We start from the raw sequence: 17,579 nt of genomic DNA, 5'->3' as shown, positions 1-17,579 counted from the left end.
CGCCATCGAGCCGCCCACAAGCTCCGCGGGCCGTGCGTTCGCCCACGGGTGCCCTGCACGGAAGGGATCTGGCCAGCGGACTGTGCTGACGTGGCCACGTGCGTCCCTCCCAGCCGCTGCCGCGGTCCCTCCTGACGCTCGCGGCCCGGCAGGAGGGACTTCTCGGCGCGGCGCAGTGCGACGACCAGGGCGTCAGCACCGCCCGGCGCGCACGACTCGTCGCGGAGGGTGTGTGGGCGCGGGTCACGCGTGGTGTGTTCGACGTCGATCCTCGACGGGACCGGCCGTTCGACGCCGATCACCGGCGTCGGCGCGCAGCCTGGACGGGGATGCTGGCGTACGGGCCTGATGCGATTGCGGTCGGCGCCTGCGCTCTGGCGTTGCACGGCGTGATGGGCCTGCCGCTCGACATCACCCCCGAGGTGGCGCTGCCTGGGGGCTGCTCCCGGCGGTCGAGAGACGGCGTCCGCGTCCGGCAGTTCGGTGGCGGTGCCACGTTGCGGGTCGGGTCCCGCGCGATCGCCGCTCTCACGCCCGCTCTGGTTCAAGGGCTCCCGGAGCTGCTTCGGGAGAACGCAGTCGCCGTCTTGGATGACGTACTCCATCGGGGTCTTCTGGCGCCGCAGGGACTCGACGAGGTGCGCACGCTCGTGCGACGTCGGCGCGGTGGTCGGAACGTCGAGCAGTGGTGCGGGCTCGTCGACTCGCGGTCGGAGTCGCCGCTCGAGACCATCGCCCGGCTTCGGTGCCTCGATGCCGGCGCGCCGCCCGATCAGCTCCAGGTCGAGATCCGCGATGACATGAACCGGCTGGTCGGCCGGGGTGACCTGGGCTGGCGGCTCCGCGGTGGCCGGTGGTTGATCGCGGAGATCGACGGTCGCGAGGTCCACGAGTCGCCGACGGCGGTCTTCCACGACCGCGCCCGTCAGAACGCGCTGGTCCACACGGGCCGCGTCGACCTGCTGCGCTTCACGGCCCGAGACGTGGCATCGCGATCGACGATCCCGGCGGCCGTGCGCGCAGTTCTCGCACGGAACGAGGGCTGAGGCCGATCGACCATGTCGTTAGACGTCTCATTCGCTCGTTTGGGACCGCTAACGACATGGTCGATGGACCAGCGAGGTCGAAAGGTCGAGTCGGGCCCGGGGCAGCGGTGGTCCGCGGGGAAAGTCGGGCGCGGGGGACAGGTCGAGGTGATAGGACGGAGCGCATGACTTCGACGCCCTTTCATGATCTCGATCAGTACGTCGCCATCCCGCGGCTCAACGGCCTGGTGCTCTCGCCGGACGGCACGCGGCTGGTGACCGCCGTCGCCACGCTGAACAGCAAGAAGACCAAGTTCGTCACGGCGCTCTGGGAGGTCGACCCGACCAACGACGAGCCTGCGCGCCGGCTCACGCGAAGCGCGAAGGGGGAGTCCAGCGCGGCGTTCACGCAGCACGGCGACCTGCTGTTCACCAGCGCGCGGCCGGACCCGGACAGCGACAAGGACGACGACGACGCGGTCCCGGCGCTCTGGTTGCTGCCGAAGAACGGCGCGGAGGCCCGGGTGGTCGCCCACCGGGCGGCGGGGCTGGGCGGCGTGCACGTCGCGAAGGACGCCGACGTCGTGCTCGTCGGGTCGGACGTGCTGCCGAGCGCCACGGACGCCGAGACGGACGAGAAGCTGCGCAAGGCCCGCAAGGAGAAGAAGGTCGCGGCGATCCTGCACGACAGCTACCCCGTCCGGTACTGGGACCACGACCTCGGCCCGGAGTCGCCGCACCTGTTCGTCGCGACCGTCGGCGACGAGGTCGTCGCGCCACTGGCGTCGGCTGCCGACCCGCGGCTGACCCTGACGGACGTGACGCCGGGCGCGCGCTCCGCGCTGGTGGAGCAGGAGTCGGCGATCAGCCCGGACGGCCGGACGGTCGTGACGGGCTGGCACGTGACGATCGCTCGCGGGGACCTGCGCAGTCGGCTCGTCGCGATCGACGTGGCGTCCGGGGAGCACCGCGTGCTCGTCGACGACGCGGCGGCCGACGTCGGGTCGCCGAGGATCTCGCCGGACGGCCAGTGGGTCGCCTACAGCCGCGAGACCCTGTCGACGCCGTACGAGTCGCCGCGCGTGACGCTCGAGCTGGTCGCCCTCGCCGGCGGGGAGCCGCGGACGCTCGCCGCGGACTGGGACCGCTGGCCGCACAGCCCCGTCTGGCTGCCGGACAGCTCGGCGGTGCTCGTCCTCGCCGACGACGACGGCCGCGGCCCGGTGTTCCGGATCGACGTCGAGAGCGACGAGGTCACGAGGCTGACCAGCGACGACGCCACGTTCTCGGATGTCTCGGTCAGCCCGGACGGCACCACCGCGTATGCGCTGCGGACGTCGTACGAGGCCCCGAGCCACCCCGTGCGGATCGACCTGGCGACGGGCGGGACGACGGCGCTCAAGAGCCCGATCGCGACGCCCGAGCTGCCCGGCACGCTCACGGAGGTCGAGACGACCGACGCGGACGGCCGGCGCGTGCGGGCCTGGTTGGCGCTGCCCGAGGGCACGAGCGCGGACGCCAAGGCGCCCCTGCTCCTCTGGATCCACGGCGGTCCGCTGGGCTCGTGGAACGCGTGGTCGTGGCGGTGGAACCCGTGGATCCTGGTGGCCCGCGGGTACGCGGTGCTGCTGCCGGACCCGGCGCTGTCGACCGGCTACGGGCAGCAGTTCATCCAGGACGGCTGGGGGGCGTGGGGCGGGGCGCCGTACACCGACCTGCTGGCGATCACCGACGCCGTCGAGGCTCGCGACGACATCGACGAGACCCGGACCGCGGCCATGGGCGGCTCGTTCGGCGGCTACATGGCGAACTGGGTGGCCGGCCACACCGACCGCTTCCGGGCCATCGTCACGCACGCCAGCCTGTGGGCGCTCGACCAGTTCGGGCCGACGACGGACGCGGCGTTCTACTGGGGCCGCGAGATGACCGAGCAGATGGCGCTCGACAACTCGCCGCACCTGCACGTCGAGAAGATCGTCACGCCGATGCTCGTCATCCACGGCGACAAGGACTACCGCGTGCCCATCGGGGAGGGCCTGCGCCTCTGGTACGAGCTGCTGGCCAAGAGCGGCCTGGCCGCCGACGACGAGGGCAGGACCCCGCACCGGTTCCTCTACTTCCCCGACGAGAACCACTGGGTGCTCAGCCCCCAGCACGCGATCGTCTGGTACCAGGTGGTGGAGGCGTTCCTGGCCGAGCACGTGCTCACCCGGACGGGTGAGGATGACCCGAAATATCCCGAGATCCTGGGGTAGTCGGCCGTCTCGACGTGCGGGGTCGCCCGGTCGGCGCCAGACTCGCCGGTCGGAGCCGGGCGACCCCCGCACGGCACGACGAAGGGACCGACAATGGGTATCGGAGGCGGAATCGCCCTCATCGTCATCGGCGCGATCCTCTCGTTCGGCGTCAGCGACGCGGTCGAGGGAGTCAACCTGGCGGTGATCGGCTACATCTGCATGGGCGCCGGTGTCATCGCGCTGATCCTGGCGATCGTGCTCAACGCCCAGCGCAGCAACACCTCGCACACGGCGGTCGTCGAGCAGCGCACCACCCCCAACGCGGCGCCGGCACCGGCCGCACCGCCCGCCCAGCCGGCCCCCGTCCAGCAGGCGCCGGTCCAGCAGCAGCCGCCGACCGCTCCCCCCGCGGTCTGACGGCAGCAAGGCGAAGCGCCCCCGGTGATCCGGGGGCGCTTCGTCGTGCGTGAGGGACGACGTCAGGCCTGGAGCGGGCCGCGCACGATCGAGTCGCCGGAGTGCGCGGGGTTCCCGTCGAACTGCTCCTCGGACACGTCGACCACCGAGTACTGGCTCAGGTCGAGCCCGTCGGGCAGGTCGAACCTGCCGGACGTGCCGGTGAGCGTCCCGAGGCTGACCAGCCCGCTGACGTCGGGCTTGAGCAGCCAGACCTCGCGGAAGCCGTCGGCGGACGGGTCGTGCTCGGCGAGGTCGACGACGAGCACGCGGCTCCCGTCGGCCGCCGTCTCCACGACTGCGGAGCCGGACGCGTCCCAGCCGGGCAGCGGCTCCAGGGTCGCCGTGGCCAGGACGGTGGGCGGGTCGTCGTGGTTGGCCACCCACCACGCCCCCCCGCCACCGACGACGAGCCCCGCGGCCGCCGCGGCAGCGACCCAGCGCCAGGTCCGGGGCCTGTCCCGGCGGGAGTCGAGCGGCACGACAGGTGCGATCGACTCCGTGGGCTCCGCCGCCGAGCGCTCGGGTGCCGCCGCGATGGCCAGGGCCTGCGCGCCGGGAGACAGGCCGAGCTCGCCGGCGATGCGGTCCCACACGGCAGGCGCGGGCGCGACCAGCGCGTCGTCGGGGCCGCCGGAGCGCGCGAGCGCGACGACGTCCCCGAGCGCGGCGAGCTCGTCGGTGCAGCGCTCGCACTCCTCGATGTGCGCGAGGTCCGAGGTCGACGCGGCGGGCTCGCCGAGGGCGAGGAGCGCCAGCACGTCGTCGTCCACGTGCGACTCATCGAACGGCACCGTCCACCTCCCATCGGGTCCGCAGCCGAGCGAGGCTGCGCCGGACATGGCTCTTCACCGTGCCCAGCGGCAGGTCCAGTCTGCTGGCGATCTGGTCGTGCGTGAGGTCGTCGTAGAACGCGAGCCGCAGGATGGTGCGCTGCGGGTCCCCCAGCCGGTCGAGCTCGTCGGCCACGACGACGCGGTCGACCACGCGGCCGTCCACGGCGGGTACCGGCGTCTCGAGCGCCTCGGACACCGACCTGTCCCGCAGCCGCCGGTCGCGCGCCCGCTTCTCGTGGGTGTCCGCGACGACGTGCCGGGTGATCCCGAGCAGCCACGCGGGCAGGCGGGACCGGTCCGGGTCGAACCGAGCGCGGCTGCGCCAGGCCTCGACGAACACCTGCTGCGTCACGTCCTCGGCGTCCGACAGACTGCCCAGCGAGCGGAGCGCGACGGTGTGCACGAGCGAGGACCAGCGCCGGTACGCCTCCGCGATCGCGGTCTCGTCACCCTGGGCGAACGCGGCCCCGAGCTCCTCGACGCCCTCGCCGTCGGGGTCGAGCCGGTGCGCCGGGCGCGACGAGTCCGCGGACCCGGCCCCGGGTGCGCTCACGCACGACTCCTCACTCGTCGGCTCCCCGACCACGGGAGCGCTGTGCAGCAGCGTCATGGCTACCCACCGAGCGGCTCGGCCGTGACCACGACGTTGTCCGTATAGTGCCCGATGTCACGGCGAAACGTGCCACCGCAGGTCACCAGCACCAGTCTGGGCGCGCCGGACCGATCGAACCACTGGTCCACGGGCGCTCCCTCCTTCGGGATCTTCTCGACGCCGACGACGCGGTACGCGTGCTCGCTGCCGTCCGCGGTCGTCACCGTCAACGTGGCTCCGACGCCGACCTCCCGGAGCCGGGCGAACTGCCCGATCCCCGTCAGGCGGCTGTCGACGTGCGCCGCCATGACCGTCGCGCCCGCGGCGTCCGCCGGCGCCGGACCGAACTCGTACCAGCCGGCGCGGTCGGCGTCCTCGGGAATCTGCATCTCCCCGTCGTCCTGGACCCCGACGGGGTCGACGGGCATGTCGATACCGACGTCGGGCACGACGAGCCGGACGGGCGGGGGCGACGCCGCGGCGGGCTGCTGGGCGCTGAGGTCGGCGTCGTAGACGGGGACGGACGGCAGGGCGGGGGTCGGTCGCGGCGTCGTCGTCGACGGGGACGACGACGCCGCGACCACCGGCTCGGAGGCAGGGTCCGGGCCGGTGCACGCGGTCAGCGGGCCGAGCGTCGCGCCCAGGACGACGACGGTCGCGAGCACGCGCGCCGAGACCCGGGAGGACGCGAACGCCTTCCCGGGCCACGACGATCCGGTCATGTGCAGATCAGCTCCGCTGCGTCGCGACGCGACGGGTGACGCCGAGACCGACCAGGCCGGCGACCGCGAGGGCGCCGAGGGCGAACGGCCAGGCGGGAGTGCCGCCGTCCGAGACGAGGCCGACCTCGCCGGCGTTCACGCCCGACGGGTTGCCGTGCAGGCCGGTGATGGTCTGCACCGCGAGCGCGAGCGTCGCGGGCGAGGCGGTCGCGCTGCCCCACGCGTAGACGATCGTGTTGGTGCCCTCGGTGATCGGCACGTCGGCCGGGCCGAGCAGCGCGGGCGTCGTCGTGCCCGTGGCCGTCACGCTGGCCGACACCGTGCCGGCGGGAAGGTTGAGCACCTTCTCGTTCGGGTTGGTGAGGTTGCTGATCACGGCGGAGCCACCGGCGACGATGTCCACGCCGGGGGCGGCGGCGACGTGCCGGACGGTGAGCCGGCCCTGGCCCGCGGCGGTGGTGGAGATGTCGTTGGTGAACAGGGTGGCGGTCGGGGCTCCGGCGGCGTCCAGGTGCGCGACCGCCGTGTAGTTCTTGCCGGCCTCGAGCGCGAGGTCGACCGGCCCGATCGCCGGCGCGCTGGCGTCGGCAGCGTCGGCCGCCGTGATGGCCACCGTATAGGTGCCTGCGGGCAGGTCGAGCGGGCCGGCCATCGAGCCCGGCGCGAAGTCGTCGAGCGTGCGCTCGCCGTTCACCCAGACGTCGACGGTGAGGCCCGGGACGCCGTGGAAGACCGAGAGCTTCGCGTTGTCGGCCGCAGAGGCGGGGTTGGCGGCGAGGGTGAGGAGGGCGAGGGTGCCGGCGGCGATGCCGGCGACGAGTCGTGCGCGCATGGTGCGTCCTTCGAGGACTGGCCCGGCGGGGTACGTCCGGGCGGCCGATGTGCTGACACCCCCTCTTCGGCCCCCGACCCGTCCTCGGATGCAGCGATCAGCCCCCGAGCCCGATCGTGTGCGCCGCGCCCGCGGCGACGTCGGTCCAGTGGACGCCCAGTCCCACCTGGACCGGCAGCGGTCGGTCGGTCGTCGTCCCGTCGCCCAGCTGTCCCCAGGTGTTGGAGCCCCATGTCCAGAGCGATCCGTCGGAGCGCAGTGCCATCCCGTGGCCGGCGCCCGCTGAGATGGCTGTCCAGCCGGTACCGGTGCCCACCTGGACGGGCGGGTTCGCGAGCTGCGGGAAGGTCCAGCTCCAGATCGTGCCGTCGGCCCGCAGCAGCACGCCGGCGCTCCCTTCCAGGTCGACATCGACCCAGTCGGAACCGGTGCCCACCTGCACGGGGTAGCCCGCGAACAGCCACAGCGTGCCGTCGGTCCGGATGCCCACGGAGTAGTCGTTGCCGGCCGCGGCGTCGAGCCACGACTCGGTGCTCATCTTCCAGGGCGCGAGCTGGTCGTGCCCGGTGTTGTCCCCCAGAGCGCCGAAGTCGTTCTCGCCCCAGCCCCAGAGCGTGCCGTCGGTCTTGAGGGCGACCGAGTGGAAGAGGCCGCCCGAGACCGACGCCCAGTCGAGGTCGGCGCCGATCTTGATCGGCGTGGGGACCAGCTGCGGACCGGGGCCGGGGCCGAGGTTCCCGGTGCCGAGCGCGCCGTACTCGTTGTCGCCCCATGCCCAGAGGCTGCCGTTGGTCCGGATGCCGAGCGTGTGCTGGTACCCGGCCGCGACGACGGCCCAGTCGGCCCGGGTGCCTACCTGGTGCGGCGTCAGGACCGACGCGTTGGTGCTGCTCGCCCAGCCGGTGCCGGTCTGCCCGAACGCGTTGTACCCCCACCCCCAGAGCGTGTGGTCGGCGCGGATCGCGAACGATGTCTGGTTGCCGGCCTCGACGTCCGCCCACGCCCCGGTCAGGATCCGGAACGGCAGCGAGGTGCTGGGGCGGTTGCCCCCACCCAGCGCGCTCCCGTCGACACCCCACGTGTAGACGCCGGCCGTGCCCGCCACGCTGACGCCGAGGCTGCCCGTCACCGAGGACGTGGCGGTGTCCGTCACCGTCACCACCCGGGCGCCCGAGTCGCGCAGGACGACGCCCGCGAAAACGTGGATGCCCGCGTCGCCCGCGGTGAACGCGTACGGCGCCGGCAGGGTCGCGCTCGGGTCGCTGCTGGTGAAGGCGACCGTGCCACGGTAGGCGCGGACGATGTTGAACCAGGCGTCCTTGGCGGTGACCTGCACGCCGAACGCCTGCCCGGACGTCACGGTGGCGGGACCGGCGACGGCGAACCTCGACACGGCACCGGGCGCGACGACGATCGGCGCCGACCGTCCGGTGATGGTCGGCCTGGCCGTGTCCTTCGCGGTGATGAGGCGGGAGCCGGCGGTCCGCAGGGTCGCGGTGAACGTGTGCACGCCGCGGTCGGTGGCGGTGAACGTGTACCCCGCGTTCAGCACGGGCATCCGGGCGTCGTCGCTCGTCAGGGCGATGCGTCCGCGGTAGGACGTCGCCACCCGACCTGCCGAGTCCTTGGCGGCGACCGTGACCGCGAACGGGGCGCCCGCGGTCGCCGTCGCCGGGGCGCGCACGGAGAGGGTGGTGGCGGGGCCGGAGCCGGCCGCCTGGCCGGGCGGGGCCCCCAGGAGCGCCAGGGCGACCAGGGCCCAGGCGGCGACGACGGCCGTCACTGTCCGACGAATGCTCGCGTCCATGGCGCACCCCGCGCACGGGACCGCGGCCAGGCGACCCCTGGTCGGTGCCCGCGTCCTCCACCGTCCTCCGCCGGGACAAAAGGTGTCAAGTCAGGCGCGTGCGGCCTCGGCGATCGCGGCCGCGAGGTCGGCGGGCCGCGAGAACATCGGCCAGTGGCCGGTGGGCAGGTCGACGTAGGTCAGGTCCGTGCTCTCGCCCAGCTCCGTGTGGAACGGCGGCCCGCCGTGCGCCATCGTCTTCAGCACCTCGGACGGCAGGCTCGTGCAGATCGCGGTCGCCGGCACGTCGAACCGGCGGGGGTCGCTCACGTGCACCGCCCCGCGCACCACCTGGGCCGGGTGCGGCAGCGCGCGGCGGCGGAACTCGGCGAGGCGGTCGTCGTCGATGCCCTCGATGCTCGACCCCTGGGCCTCGAACTCGGCCCAGGTGGGCAGCGGGACCTCGATCTTCTCGGTGGTGGCCGCGTTGATGGCCGCCCCCTCCTCGAGGGGCCCGGAGTCGACGTAGATGGCGCGGCGCACCCGGTCGGGTCGCCGGTCCACGACCTCGCCGACGAGGGCGCCGCCGCCGCTGTGGCCCACCAGGACCACGTCGCCCTCGAGGCTGTCGACCAGGTCGACGACGGCCTGCACGTGGTCGGCGCGCGTGATGTCGCCACGGGCCGCGTCGGGCTCGAGGCCGGGCAACGTGACGGGATGGGCGTCGAACCCCTCGGGGAGAGCCGCGACGACCGCGTCCCACGCCCAGGAGCCGAGCCAGAAACCGGGGATCAGAACCAGTGGAGTAGTCATAGGAACAGGGTCCACCGCGCGAGGTGACACCGGGATGTCACCTTTGTGTCACCATGCTGAGACCGTGAACCGCACCGACCGCCTCTACGCCCTCGCCGAGGAGCTGCGCCGCGTCGGCCGCGCCGGCACCACCAGCACGCGCCTGGCGCGGCTCTTCGAGGTCTCCCCCCGGACGGTCAAGCGCGACATCTCCTCGCTGCAGCAGACCGGCCTGCCGGTCGTCGCGCAGGCCGGAGTCGGCGGCGGGTACGTGCTCGCCGCGTCCGTCGGGCTGCCCCCCGTGAACTTCACGCCCGCACAGGCCGTCGCGCTCGCGCTCGCGGTCCGCGCCCTGCCGCCCGGCAGCCCCTTCGGTGCCGATGCCGACGCCGCCCGCGCCAAGGTCCTCGACGCCCTGCCGCCCGCCGACCGCGCGCGGGCCGACGAGCTGGCCGGTCGGGTCTGGTCCCGGCCCGACGAGGTCGGCGACGTGCCCGCGCCGCGCGTGCTCCGTGCCGTCGAGGAGTCGCTGGGCCGCCGCCTCGTGCTGGCGATCGAGTACCGGAGCTCGTCGGGGGCGGTCAGCCGTCGTCGGATCGAGCCCGTGGTGCTCGCCCGCACCCGTGGCACCTGGTACCTGGTCGCCTGGTGCCAGACCCGCGTGGGGTTGCGGTGGTTCCGGCTGGGTCGCATCGTGCGCGCGGACCTCACGCCCGAGCGCTACGAGCCCCGGCCCGTGGCCGACGGCGGCGAGGCCCCACCCGACGCCCGACCCGTCTCGGCCCGCTCCTCCGACTGAGGGCGTCGGCCAGAACGTGGTGCCAAAGCGCTGGATGCGGAGCGGGGCGCGCCGCTACCTTGAGAGCGCTCTCAGCCGAAGGAGTCCGCGTGCGTCCCGTGCTGCCGGTCGTCGTCGCGATGCTGCTCGGCCTCGTCGCCCAGGAGGGATGCCGATGATCCGCACCTGGTACCGGACGGCGGTCCTCCCCAGACGCGACATCGCGCGTCTGCTGCCGACCGCCGGGGCCGGGTCGGTCGCGGGGCTCCTCGCGCTCGACGTGGTGCTCGGGCTGCTGCCGGTCGCGTTCGTGCTGGCCACCAGCGTGGTGGTCGGGCAGGTGCCGGCGGCGGTCGAGGGCGGCACGGGCTCGGCGGCGTGGAGCGACCTCGTCCGGACCTTCGTGCTGGCGGCGGTGCTGTTCCTCGCGCGCCAGGTGCTCGCGCCGGTGCAGACCGCGCTCGGCGTACGGATGCAGCGCCGGATCGACGGTGCGCTGCGGGACCGGGCGCTGCGGGTGGCCCTGCGGTCGACCAGCATCGCGCCGATGGAGGACCAGGCCACCCTCGAGGCGTTGACCGAGGCCACCCGCGAGTTCGAGGCGGAGTTCCGGAGCCCGGGCGCGTCGGCGGCCGGGCTGCTCGCGCTCGTCGCGCGGTACGTGCAGCTGATGGGTTTCGCCGTGGTCGTCGGGCTGGTCGCGTCATGGCCGGCCGCCGTCGCCATCCTCGCGGCGACGCTGGTGTTCCGGTACGGGCAGCGCGGCGGGCTGCGCAGGTACTCGCAGGTGTGGCGGCACGTGATCGGGTTCCGGCGCCGGTCGGTGTACCTGCGCGAGGTGGCGATGGGGCCGGTCGCGGCGAAGGAGATGCGCGTCTTCGGGCTCGCGGGCTGGTTCACCGACGAGTACACCGACGCGACCGAGCGGATGCTGGGGCCTGTCGCCGCGCGCCGTCGGCAGCTGTACCTGGTGCCGTACCTCGCCTACACGGCGATCGGTCTGGTGGTCTGCGCGGGCGTCCTGGTGTCGATCGCGCGGTCGGCGTCGGCGGGCGACATCACGCTCACCGCGCTGGCGCTGGGCATCCAGTCGGTGGTCGCCGCGATCGCGCTCGGCGAGTACTACCCGGAGTCGGACGTGCAGACCCAGTACGGGATGCAGGCCGTCGCGGCGCTGGGCGAGTTCGAGGCGCGGATGGCCGAGGCCCAGGCCCGCCTCCCGCAGGCCGGATCGGCGCTGCCCGTTCCTGCGGGGGCGCCGACGACCGCCCTCCGGTTCGAGGGGGTGCACTTCTCGTACCCGGGCAGCAGCCGCGCGGTCCTCGACGGCCTCGACCTCGAGCTGCCCGCCGGCCTGTGCACCGCGATCGTCGGCGTCAACGGCGCGGGCAAGACGACGCTGGTCAAGCTGCTGACCCGCCTGCACGAGCCCACGACGGGTCGCCTCACGGTCGACGGCACCGACCTCGCCGATCTCGACGTCGCGGCGTGGCGTCGCCAGGTGAGCGTCGTCTTCCAGGACTTCGTGCGGTACGAGCTCTCGGCCTCCGACAACATCCTGGTCGGCGCGGTGCACGCGCCGCGGGACCCGGCGGCCGTCCGGGGGGCGGCCGAGCGCGCGGGCATCGCCGCCGCCGTCGACGCGCTGCCGGCCGGGTTCGACACCACCCTGTCCCGCGCCTACGAGGGCGGCGCCGACCTCTCGGGCGGCCAGTGGCAGCGCATCGCGATCGCCCGCTCGCTCTACGCGCTCGAGGCGGGCGCCCGGGTCCTGGTGCTCGACGAGCCGACCTCCGCGCTCGACGTCCGGGCGGAGGCGGCGTTCTTCGACAGCTTCGTCGAGCTGACCCGCGGGGTGACGTCGGTACTGATCTCGCACCGGTTCTCCAGCGTGCGGCGCGCCGACCGGATCGTCGTCATCGACGCCGGCCGGGTGGTCGAGCAGGGCACCCACGACGAGCTCGTGGCGGCCGGCGGGCACTACGCCCGGCTGTTCCGGCTGCAGGCCGAGCGGTTCGCGGCGGGGCTCGACGCCGACGGGAACGAGGTGGAGCCGTGAGCCAGACCGTTCGGGGGTGCTGGGCCCTGCTGCGGCTGGCGGGCCGGATCAGCCCGGCCAAGCTGGCGCTCTCGGCCGTGCTCATGGTGCTCCAGTCGGTCGCGATGCCGCTCGCGGCGCCCGCGCTGGCGGTGCTGACCGACGCCGCGATCGCCGGGGACGCCCGCCGCGCGTCGATCGCCGCCGTGCTCGTCGCCGCGCTGGTGGTGGCCGCGCTCACCGCCGGGCACTTCGCGCACATCTTCTACTTCGAGCTGGGCGACCTCGCGGTGATGCAGCTGGAGCGCGACCTCATCGCGCTGTCGCACGACTCGCCCGGCATCGAGCACCACGAGCGGCCGGAGTACGCCGACCGGTTGCAGGTGCTGCGCTCCGAGCTCGACCGCTCGGGCTGGGGATCCATGCAGGCGCTGCTGTCCGCCATCGGGCTCGGCGTCGCGCTCGTGATCACCGGCGTCCTGCTCGCCCGGCTCAACCCGTGGCTCCTCCTGCTGCCGCTCGCCGCGATCCCCCCGCTCGTGCTGGGTCGGCGCGCGGAGAGCGTCCTGGGAGCCGCACGCACCGCGGCCGCCACCGACAACCGCCGCGCGCGGCACCTGTTCCTGCTGTCGCTCGACGCCTCGGCCGCCAAGGAGCTGCGCACGTGCGGGCTCGGCGACGAGGTGCGGACGCGGCTGCGGGCGTCGTGGGACGCGGCGACCGCCGTGCTCTGGGCGGGCGAGGTGCGGGCCGACGCCCTGCGCGCGGCCGGCCAGCTCGCGTTCGCGGTCGCGTACGTCGCGGCGACGCTCCTGGTGCTGCGGGACGCGGTCGCCGGTGAGCGGACGGTGGGTGCGGTCGTCCTCGTCATCACGCTCGCGTCGCAGGTGAACCAGCAGGTCACGGCCGCGGTGACCATCCTGCAGCAGCTGCAGCGGGCTGCACGCACCATGGCGGACCTCGCATGGATGCGCGCGCTGGTGCGGTCGCAGAACCCGCCGCGGACCACCGTGCCCGCGCCCGACGCGCTGCGCGACGGCATCCGGTTCGACGGCGTCTCGTTCACCTACCCCGGCACGGACGCTCCCGTGCTCGAGGGCGTGGACCTCGTGCTCCCGGCCGGGACCAGCGTCGCCGTCGTCGGCGAGAACGGCGCCGGCAAGACGACCCTGGTCAAGCTTCTCTGCCGGTTCTACGCGCCGACCACGGGCACGATCAGGGTGGACGGCGTCCGGCTGGACGACCTCGACCCCGTGGCGTGGCGGGAGCGGACCGCGGCGGGGTTCCAGGACTTCTGCCGGTTCGAGCTGCTGGCGCGGCAGAGCGTCGGCGTGGGCGACCTGCCGCGGATCGACTCGGACGACGCGGTGCTCCAGGCCCTCGACCGGGCGCACTCGTCGGACGTGCTCGCCCGGCTGGAGGACGGCCTCGACACGCAGCTGGGCACCAGCCACGCGGACGGCGCCCAGCTGTCCGGCGGCCAGTGGCAGAAGCTCGCGCTCGGCCGGGCGATGATGCGCGAGTCGCCGCTGCTCGTCGTGCTCGACGAGCCGACGGCGGCACTCGACGCCCAGGCCGAGCACGACCTCTACGACCGGTATGCGGCCCACGCCGCTGCCGTGGGCGCCACGACCGGAGCGGTCACGCTGCTGGTCTCGCACCGGTTCTCGACCGTCCGCATGGCCGACCTCATCCTCGTCGTCGCCGACCGCAAGATCGTCGAGACCGGCTCGCACGAGGAGCTCGTCGCCCGGGGTGGCCTCTACGCCGAGCTCTACGGGATCCAGGCAGCCGCGTACCGCTGATCGGTCTGCGGGTGTGGGTGGGGGGCGGCAGACTGACAGCGCGCCGGGAGGAACCGGACGAACGAACCCAGGGGGATGCATGGACCACGGCGAGGCACGCGAGACCAAGGCCCAGGCGGTCGACTTCGCACGGGAGCTGTCCGAGCGGCTCGTGCGCCCGTCCGACGTCGCCGACGGCGGCCCGGCCCTGGCCATCGGCCTCGCCCCGCAGCCCGACGGGTCCTACGCGCTCGCCGTCCGCTACCGCCTGGGCCTGCCCTCCGTGCGCAGCATCGCCCGCAAGGTGGTCGCGGAGCTGCCGGACGCCGACGTCCGCCGCACGGGCCGGATCAAGACGCTGGCCACGGACGACGACCGCAAGGTCCGCCCGCGCCCGCCGGTGATCACCGCCCGCGCGCTGGGCGAGACCGGACGCGTCCGCCCCCTGCGGCCGGGCATCTCGATCGCGCACGTCGACGTCACGGCCGGCACGCTCGGCGCGTTCGTGCTGAAGAACGGGTCGGTCCACGCGCTGTCCAACTACCACGTGCTGTCGGGCACGCCGTCGGCGCAGGTCGGCGACGTCATCGTGCAGCCCGGCCCGGCCGACGGCGGTCGGGCTCCGCGGGACAAGGTCGGCACGCTCGCCGCCCGCGTGGAGCTCGAGCCCGGCGGCGACGCCACGGTCGACTGCGCGATCGCCCTGCTCGACGACCAGGAGGTCGACCCCGAGTACCCCGTCGGCCTCATCACGACGACGGCCGTGACGCTCGGCGACGAGAAGGTGGCCAAGATCGGTCGCACCACGTCGGTGACGCACGGGCGGGTGACGGCCATCGAGCTCGACAACGTGGTGGTCGGGTACGGCGACGAGCTGGGGGAGCTGAGCTTCGACAACCAGATCGAGGTGGAGTCCACCGGCACCGGACCGTTCTCCCGCGGCGGCGACTCCGGCTCGCTCGTGTACCGCGAGGACGGCGTCGCGCTCGGCCTGCTCTTTGCGGGGTCGGAGTCGGGGGGAGAGAATGGCACCGGGTTGACGTACATCAACCCGATCGATGCCGTTCTGCACGCTCTCGGGGTCACACTGGTCTGACGATCGTCGGACCGCCGCCCCCGCGGCCGTCGCGGTCGGCGGGAGGCGGTGCACCCATGGCGGACCTCGAGCAGGCACGCGCGGCGAAAGAGCGTCTGCGCATGACCCTGAAGGGGCGCTCGGACGTGCGCGGCATCGGGATCGCCCGGTCCGGCGACGGCTACCAGCTCCAGGTCAACGTCTCCCGCGGCCCGGCCCCGGACCTGCCCGGCGCGGTCGACGGGGTCGACGTCCACGTCCGAGTGGTCGGCGCCATCCGCGCGAGCGCCTGAGGGCCCCGCCCGCGACCTCGGACCCGGCTCGGCCGGGAGCCCGCCGCGCGCCTGGGAGAGGGACGGGGTAGGCGGCCCTTACCTTGACGGCTATGGTTTCCTGACATCTCGTCAGCACCTCGAGGAGTCCTGTGACCGCCATGTCCGTCCTGCCGCAGGCCGTCCCGCTCTCGCTCGCGCTGCGCGAGGGCACCCGGCGCGAGCACGAGACGGCGGAACGCTCGGGCTTCGTCGAGCTGCTGATGTCCGGGTCGCTGGACCGCGCGGCCTACACGGACCTCGCCGCGCAGCAGCTGTTCGTGTACACCGCACTCGAGCGGGCCGGCGCCGGGCTCGCGGACGACGGCGGCCTGGTGTTCGCCGAGCTCGAGCGGGTGCCGGCGATCGAGCAGGACCTCGCGTACCTGGTCGGCTCCGACTGGCGTGCGCAGGTGCGGGCACTGCCGGCGACCCGGACGTACGTCGAGCGGCTCGAGGAGACGGCCGACGCGCTCCCGCTGTACGCCGCGCACGCCTACACGCGCTACCTCGGGGACCTCTCCGGCGGCCAGATCATCAAGCGCATGCTGCAGCGCCACTACGGCTTCACCACCGAGGGCGTCGCGTTCTACGACTTTCCCGAGATCCACAAGCTCAAGCCGTTCAAGGACGTCTACCGCGAGCGTCTCGACGCGCTCGCGCTCGACGACGAGGCGCGCGCGGTGGTCGTCGAGGAGGCGCGTTACGCCTTTCGGCTCAACGCGGCGGTGTTCGGCGAGCTGGGTGCGATCCACGTCCGTTGACCCGCTAGCGCACGCGTAAACGATTTCGCGTCGTTCAGACGGGTGATCTCACCGACCTCTCATCCCCTTCCGTCGCCCCAGATGGGGCTGAGGGTCGATGATGGGCGACGTGACGCGTCGCGGTACGGCCGCCCAGGGTGCGCGCGCGGACAGCAGGTCCGCGGCGGGCCTGGTCGGCGTGCGCGCGCTGGCCCTCGCGGCGCACCGTCTGGACCGCTGCCGGTCGATCGACGAGGTCGCGCACGTGGCCGCCTCGACCGCGGTCGAGGTCCTGGACGCCGGACGGGTCGCGTTCTGCCGCATCGACCAGGACACGTGCCGCACCGTGCTGGTCGAGCCGCCGCCCACGGACCCCCGCATCGTCTGGCACGTCCGCGCGTCGCACCGCGCCGACGACCGCCCCGCCCTGCGTGGCCTGATCCGCGACCGCTCCAGCTGGGTCGCCCACGCGCGCACGGTGCACGACGAGCTGACCGTCCCGGACGACCCGGACGCCGGCGACCCCGTCGAGGTCGACACCCTCAAGGAGCTCGACGCGGCGACCGGTCTCGCGTCGCCCCTCATCGTCAACGGCTCCGTCTGGGGTCAGCTCTACGCCGTGCGGCCCCGGCCCGGGCCCCCGTTCCGGGTCGACGACGTCGCCCGCGCGGAGGTGCTCGCCGCGCTGGTCGCGGGGGCCGTGGCGCGCGTCGACCTCGAGGCGCAGGTGCGCCACCTGGTGGCCGACGACCCGCTGACCGGCCTGGCCAACCGCCGCGTCGCGGACGCCGAGGCCGAGGCGGCGCTCGAGTCGGGTCACGAGACCTGCATCGTCATGTGCGACGTGGACGGGCTCAAGCGCGTGAACGACGAGCTGGGCCACGACACCGGCGACGACCTCCTGCGCTCTGTCGCGGACGTGCTGAGCCGCGCGTCGGACGCGCTGCCCGGCTCGACGGCCGCGCGCATCGGCGGCGACGAGTTCTGCCTGGTGACCGTCGGGCGGCGGCGGGCCGAGGTGGCCGACGTCATGGCGGCGACCATCGCCGAGTTCCCGCTGCCCCACGGCGCGGCGATCTCCTACGGCATCGCGTCGACGGCCGTGACCGGCTCCGTCTCCGCGCGGCACCTGTTCCGGCAGGCCGACACGGCCCAGTACAAGGCGAAGCGGGCGCGCGCGCGGGCGCTGCGCTCGCTGGTCCCGGCGACGGCCGACCCCGCGGTCACCGCCGAACGCGTGCTCGTCGCCGGCACGGCGGCGATCGTCGCCGCCCAGTCCGGCGTCGTGCCCCGCCTGTGCGCCTTCGCGGCCGCGGCGACCGAGACCCTCGGCGGGTCCGCGTGGGCCGTGCTGACCCGGCGCAGCCCCGACGAGCCGCCGTCCGCGGTCGCCCGTGGCGGCAGCCCGGCCGAGCTCGGCGTCGAGTCGTCCACCGCGGTCGTCATGCACGACCTGTGGCAGGTCGAGATCGGCATGTCGAAGACGGCGGCCACGGGCGAGGTCGTCGCGACCTCGTTGGACGCGCTCGCCGCCGTCGCGATCCTGGGCGCGCGCTGAGCCGTCCGCGGACG

The 17,579-nt window shown here is 74.0% G+C and carries 16 protein-coding genes; 10 read left to right on the top strand and 6 right to left on the bottom strand.

Annotated features, from left to right (window positions below; translation table 11 throughout):
• Positions 1–98 precede the first annotated feature (98 nt).
• From AC1DT4_RS05235 to AC1DT4_RS05225, 3 genes are all read left to right on the top strand, one after another.
• Positions 99–1,046, top strand: a complete 948-nt coding sequence (locus AC1DT4_RS05235; RefSeq protein WP_477088709.1) for a type IV toxin-antitoxin system AbiEi family antitoxin domain-containing protein — start codon at positions 99–101, stop codon at positions 1,044–1,046.
• 164 nt (positions 1,047–1,210) lie between these two features.
• The gene (locus AC1DT4_RS05230) at positions 1,211–3,280 is read left to right on the top strand and encodes a S9 family peptidase (protein WP_477088708.1); all 2,070 of its coding nucleotides are present in this window, start codon (positions 1,211–1,213) and stop codon (positions 3,278–3,280) included.
• Between the two features lie 93 nt (positions 3,281–3,373).
• On the top strand, positions 3,374–3,679 hold the full coding sequence (locus AC1DT4_RS05225; RefSeq protein ID WP_477088707.1) for a DUF6458 family protein: 306 nt from the start codon (positions 3,374–3,376) through the stop codon (positions 3,677–3,679).
• A gap of 62 nt (positions 3,680–3,741) precedes the next feature.
• On the opposite strand, the gene AC1DT4_RS05220 is transcribed toward AC1DT4_RS05225, so the two are convergent.
• The 6 genes from AC1DT4_RS05220 to AC1DT4_RS05195 form a co-directional block, all read right to left on the bottom strand.
• Positions 3,742–4,512, bottom strand: a complete 771-nt coding sequence (locus AC1DT4_RS05220) for an anti-sigma factor (RefSeq protein WP_477088706.1) — start codon at positions 4,510–4,512, stop codon at positions 3,742–3,744.
• Positions 4,499–5,107, bottom strand: a complete 609-nt coding sequence (locus AC1DT4_RS05215; RefSeq protein ID WP_477088705.1) for an RNA polymerase sigma factor — start codon at positions 5,105–5,107, stop codon at positions 4,499–4,501. Before AC1DT4_RS05215 ends, AC1DT4_RS05220 begins: the two co-directional genes overlap by 14 nt.
• 59 nt (positions 5,108–5,166) lie before the next feature.
• Positions 5,167–5,868, bottom strand: a complete 702-nt coding sequence (locus AC1DT4_RS05210) for a class F sortase (protein WP_477088704.1) — start codon at positions 5,866–5,868, stop codon at positions 5,167–5,169.
• A gap of 7 nt (positions 5,869–5,875) precedes the next feature.
• The gene (locus tag AC1DT4_RS05205; RefSeq protein WP_477088703.1) at positions 5,876–6,700 is read right to left on the bottom strand and encodes a DUF4397 domain-containing protein; all 825 of its coding nucleotides are present in this window, start codon (positions 6,698–6,700) and stop codon (positions 5,876–5,878) included.
• Between the two features lie 97 nt (positions 6,701–6,797).
• Entirely contained in the window at positions 6,798–8,507 is a 1,710-nt protein-coding gene (locus AC1DT4_RS05200) for an RCC1 domain-containing protein (protein ID WP_477088702.1), read from the bottom strand.
• A 90-nt stretch (positions 8,508–8,597) separates the two neighbouring features.
• On the bottom strand, positions 8,598–9,299 hold the full coding sequence (locus tag AC1DT4_RS05195; protein ID WP_477088701.1) for an alpha/beta hydrolase: 702 nt from the start codon (positions 9,297–9,299) through the stop codon (positions 8,598–8,600).
• Positions 9,300–9,363: 64 nt separating this feature from the next.
• Between AC1DT4_RS05195 and AC1DT4_RS05190 the strand changes: the two genes are divergently transcribed.
• From AC1DT4_RS05190 to AC1DT4_RS05160, 7 genes are all read left to right on the top strand, one after another.
• Entirely contained in the window at positions 9,364–10,077 is a 714-nt protein-coding gene (locus AC1DT4_RS05190; RefSeq protein ID WP_477088700.1) for a helix-turn-helix transcriptional regulator, read from the top strand.
• Positions 10,078–10,231: 154 nt separating this feature from the next.
• Positions 10,232–12,115: an ABC transporter ATP-binding protein gene (locus AC1DT4_RS05185; protein WP_477088699.1), complete on the top strand. Its 1,884-nt coding sequence runs from the start codon at positions 10,232–10,234 to the stop codon at positions 12,113–12,115.
• Positions 12,112–13,899, top strand: coding sequence for an ABC transporter ATP-binding protein (locus AC1DT4_RS05180; RefSeq protein WP_477088698.1), 1,788 nt, complete (start codon positions 12,112–12,114; stop codon positions 13,897–13,899). The genes AC1DT4_RS05185 and AC1DT4_RS05180 overlap by 4 nt, the downstream gene beginning before the upstream one ends.
• Positions 13,900–13,978: 79 nt before the next feature.
• On the top strand, positions 13,979–14,974 hold the full coding sequence (locus tag AC1DT4_RS05175) for a chymotrypsin family serine protease (RefSeq protein WP_477088697.1): 996 nt from the start codon (positions 13,979–13,981) through the stop codon (positions 14,972–14,974).
• Between the two features lie 101 nt (positions 14,975–15,075).
• The gene (locus AC1DT4_RS05170; protein ID WP_477088696.1) at positions 15,076–15,246 is read left to right on the top strand and encodes a hypothetical protein; all 171 of its coding nucleotides are present in this window, start codon (positions 15,076–15,078) and stop codon (positions 15,244–15,246) included.
• A 140-nt stretch (positions 15,247–15,386) separates the two neighbouring features.
• The gene (locus tag AC1DT4_RS05165; protein ID WP_477088747.1) at positions 15,387–16,028 is read left to right on the top strand and encodes a biliverdin-producing heme oxygenase; all 642 of its coding nucleotides are present in this window, start codon (positions 15,387–15,389) and stop codon (positions 16,026–16,028) included.
• Positions 16,029–16,128: 100 nt separating this feature from the next.
• Complete coding sequence (locus AC1DT4_RS05160; protein ID WP_477088695.1) at positions 16,129–17,565, top strand: GGDEF domain-containing protein; 1,437 nt, start codon at positions 16,129–16,131, stop codon at positions 17,563–17,565.
• Positions 17,566–17,579 lie beyond the last annotated feature (14 nt).

It is taken from the genome of Cellulomonas sp. P4_D11 (assembly GCF_056401915.1).
This window is presented reverse-complemented; position numbering and strand designations above follow the sequence as displayed.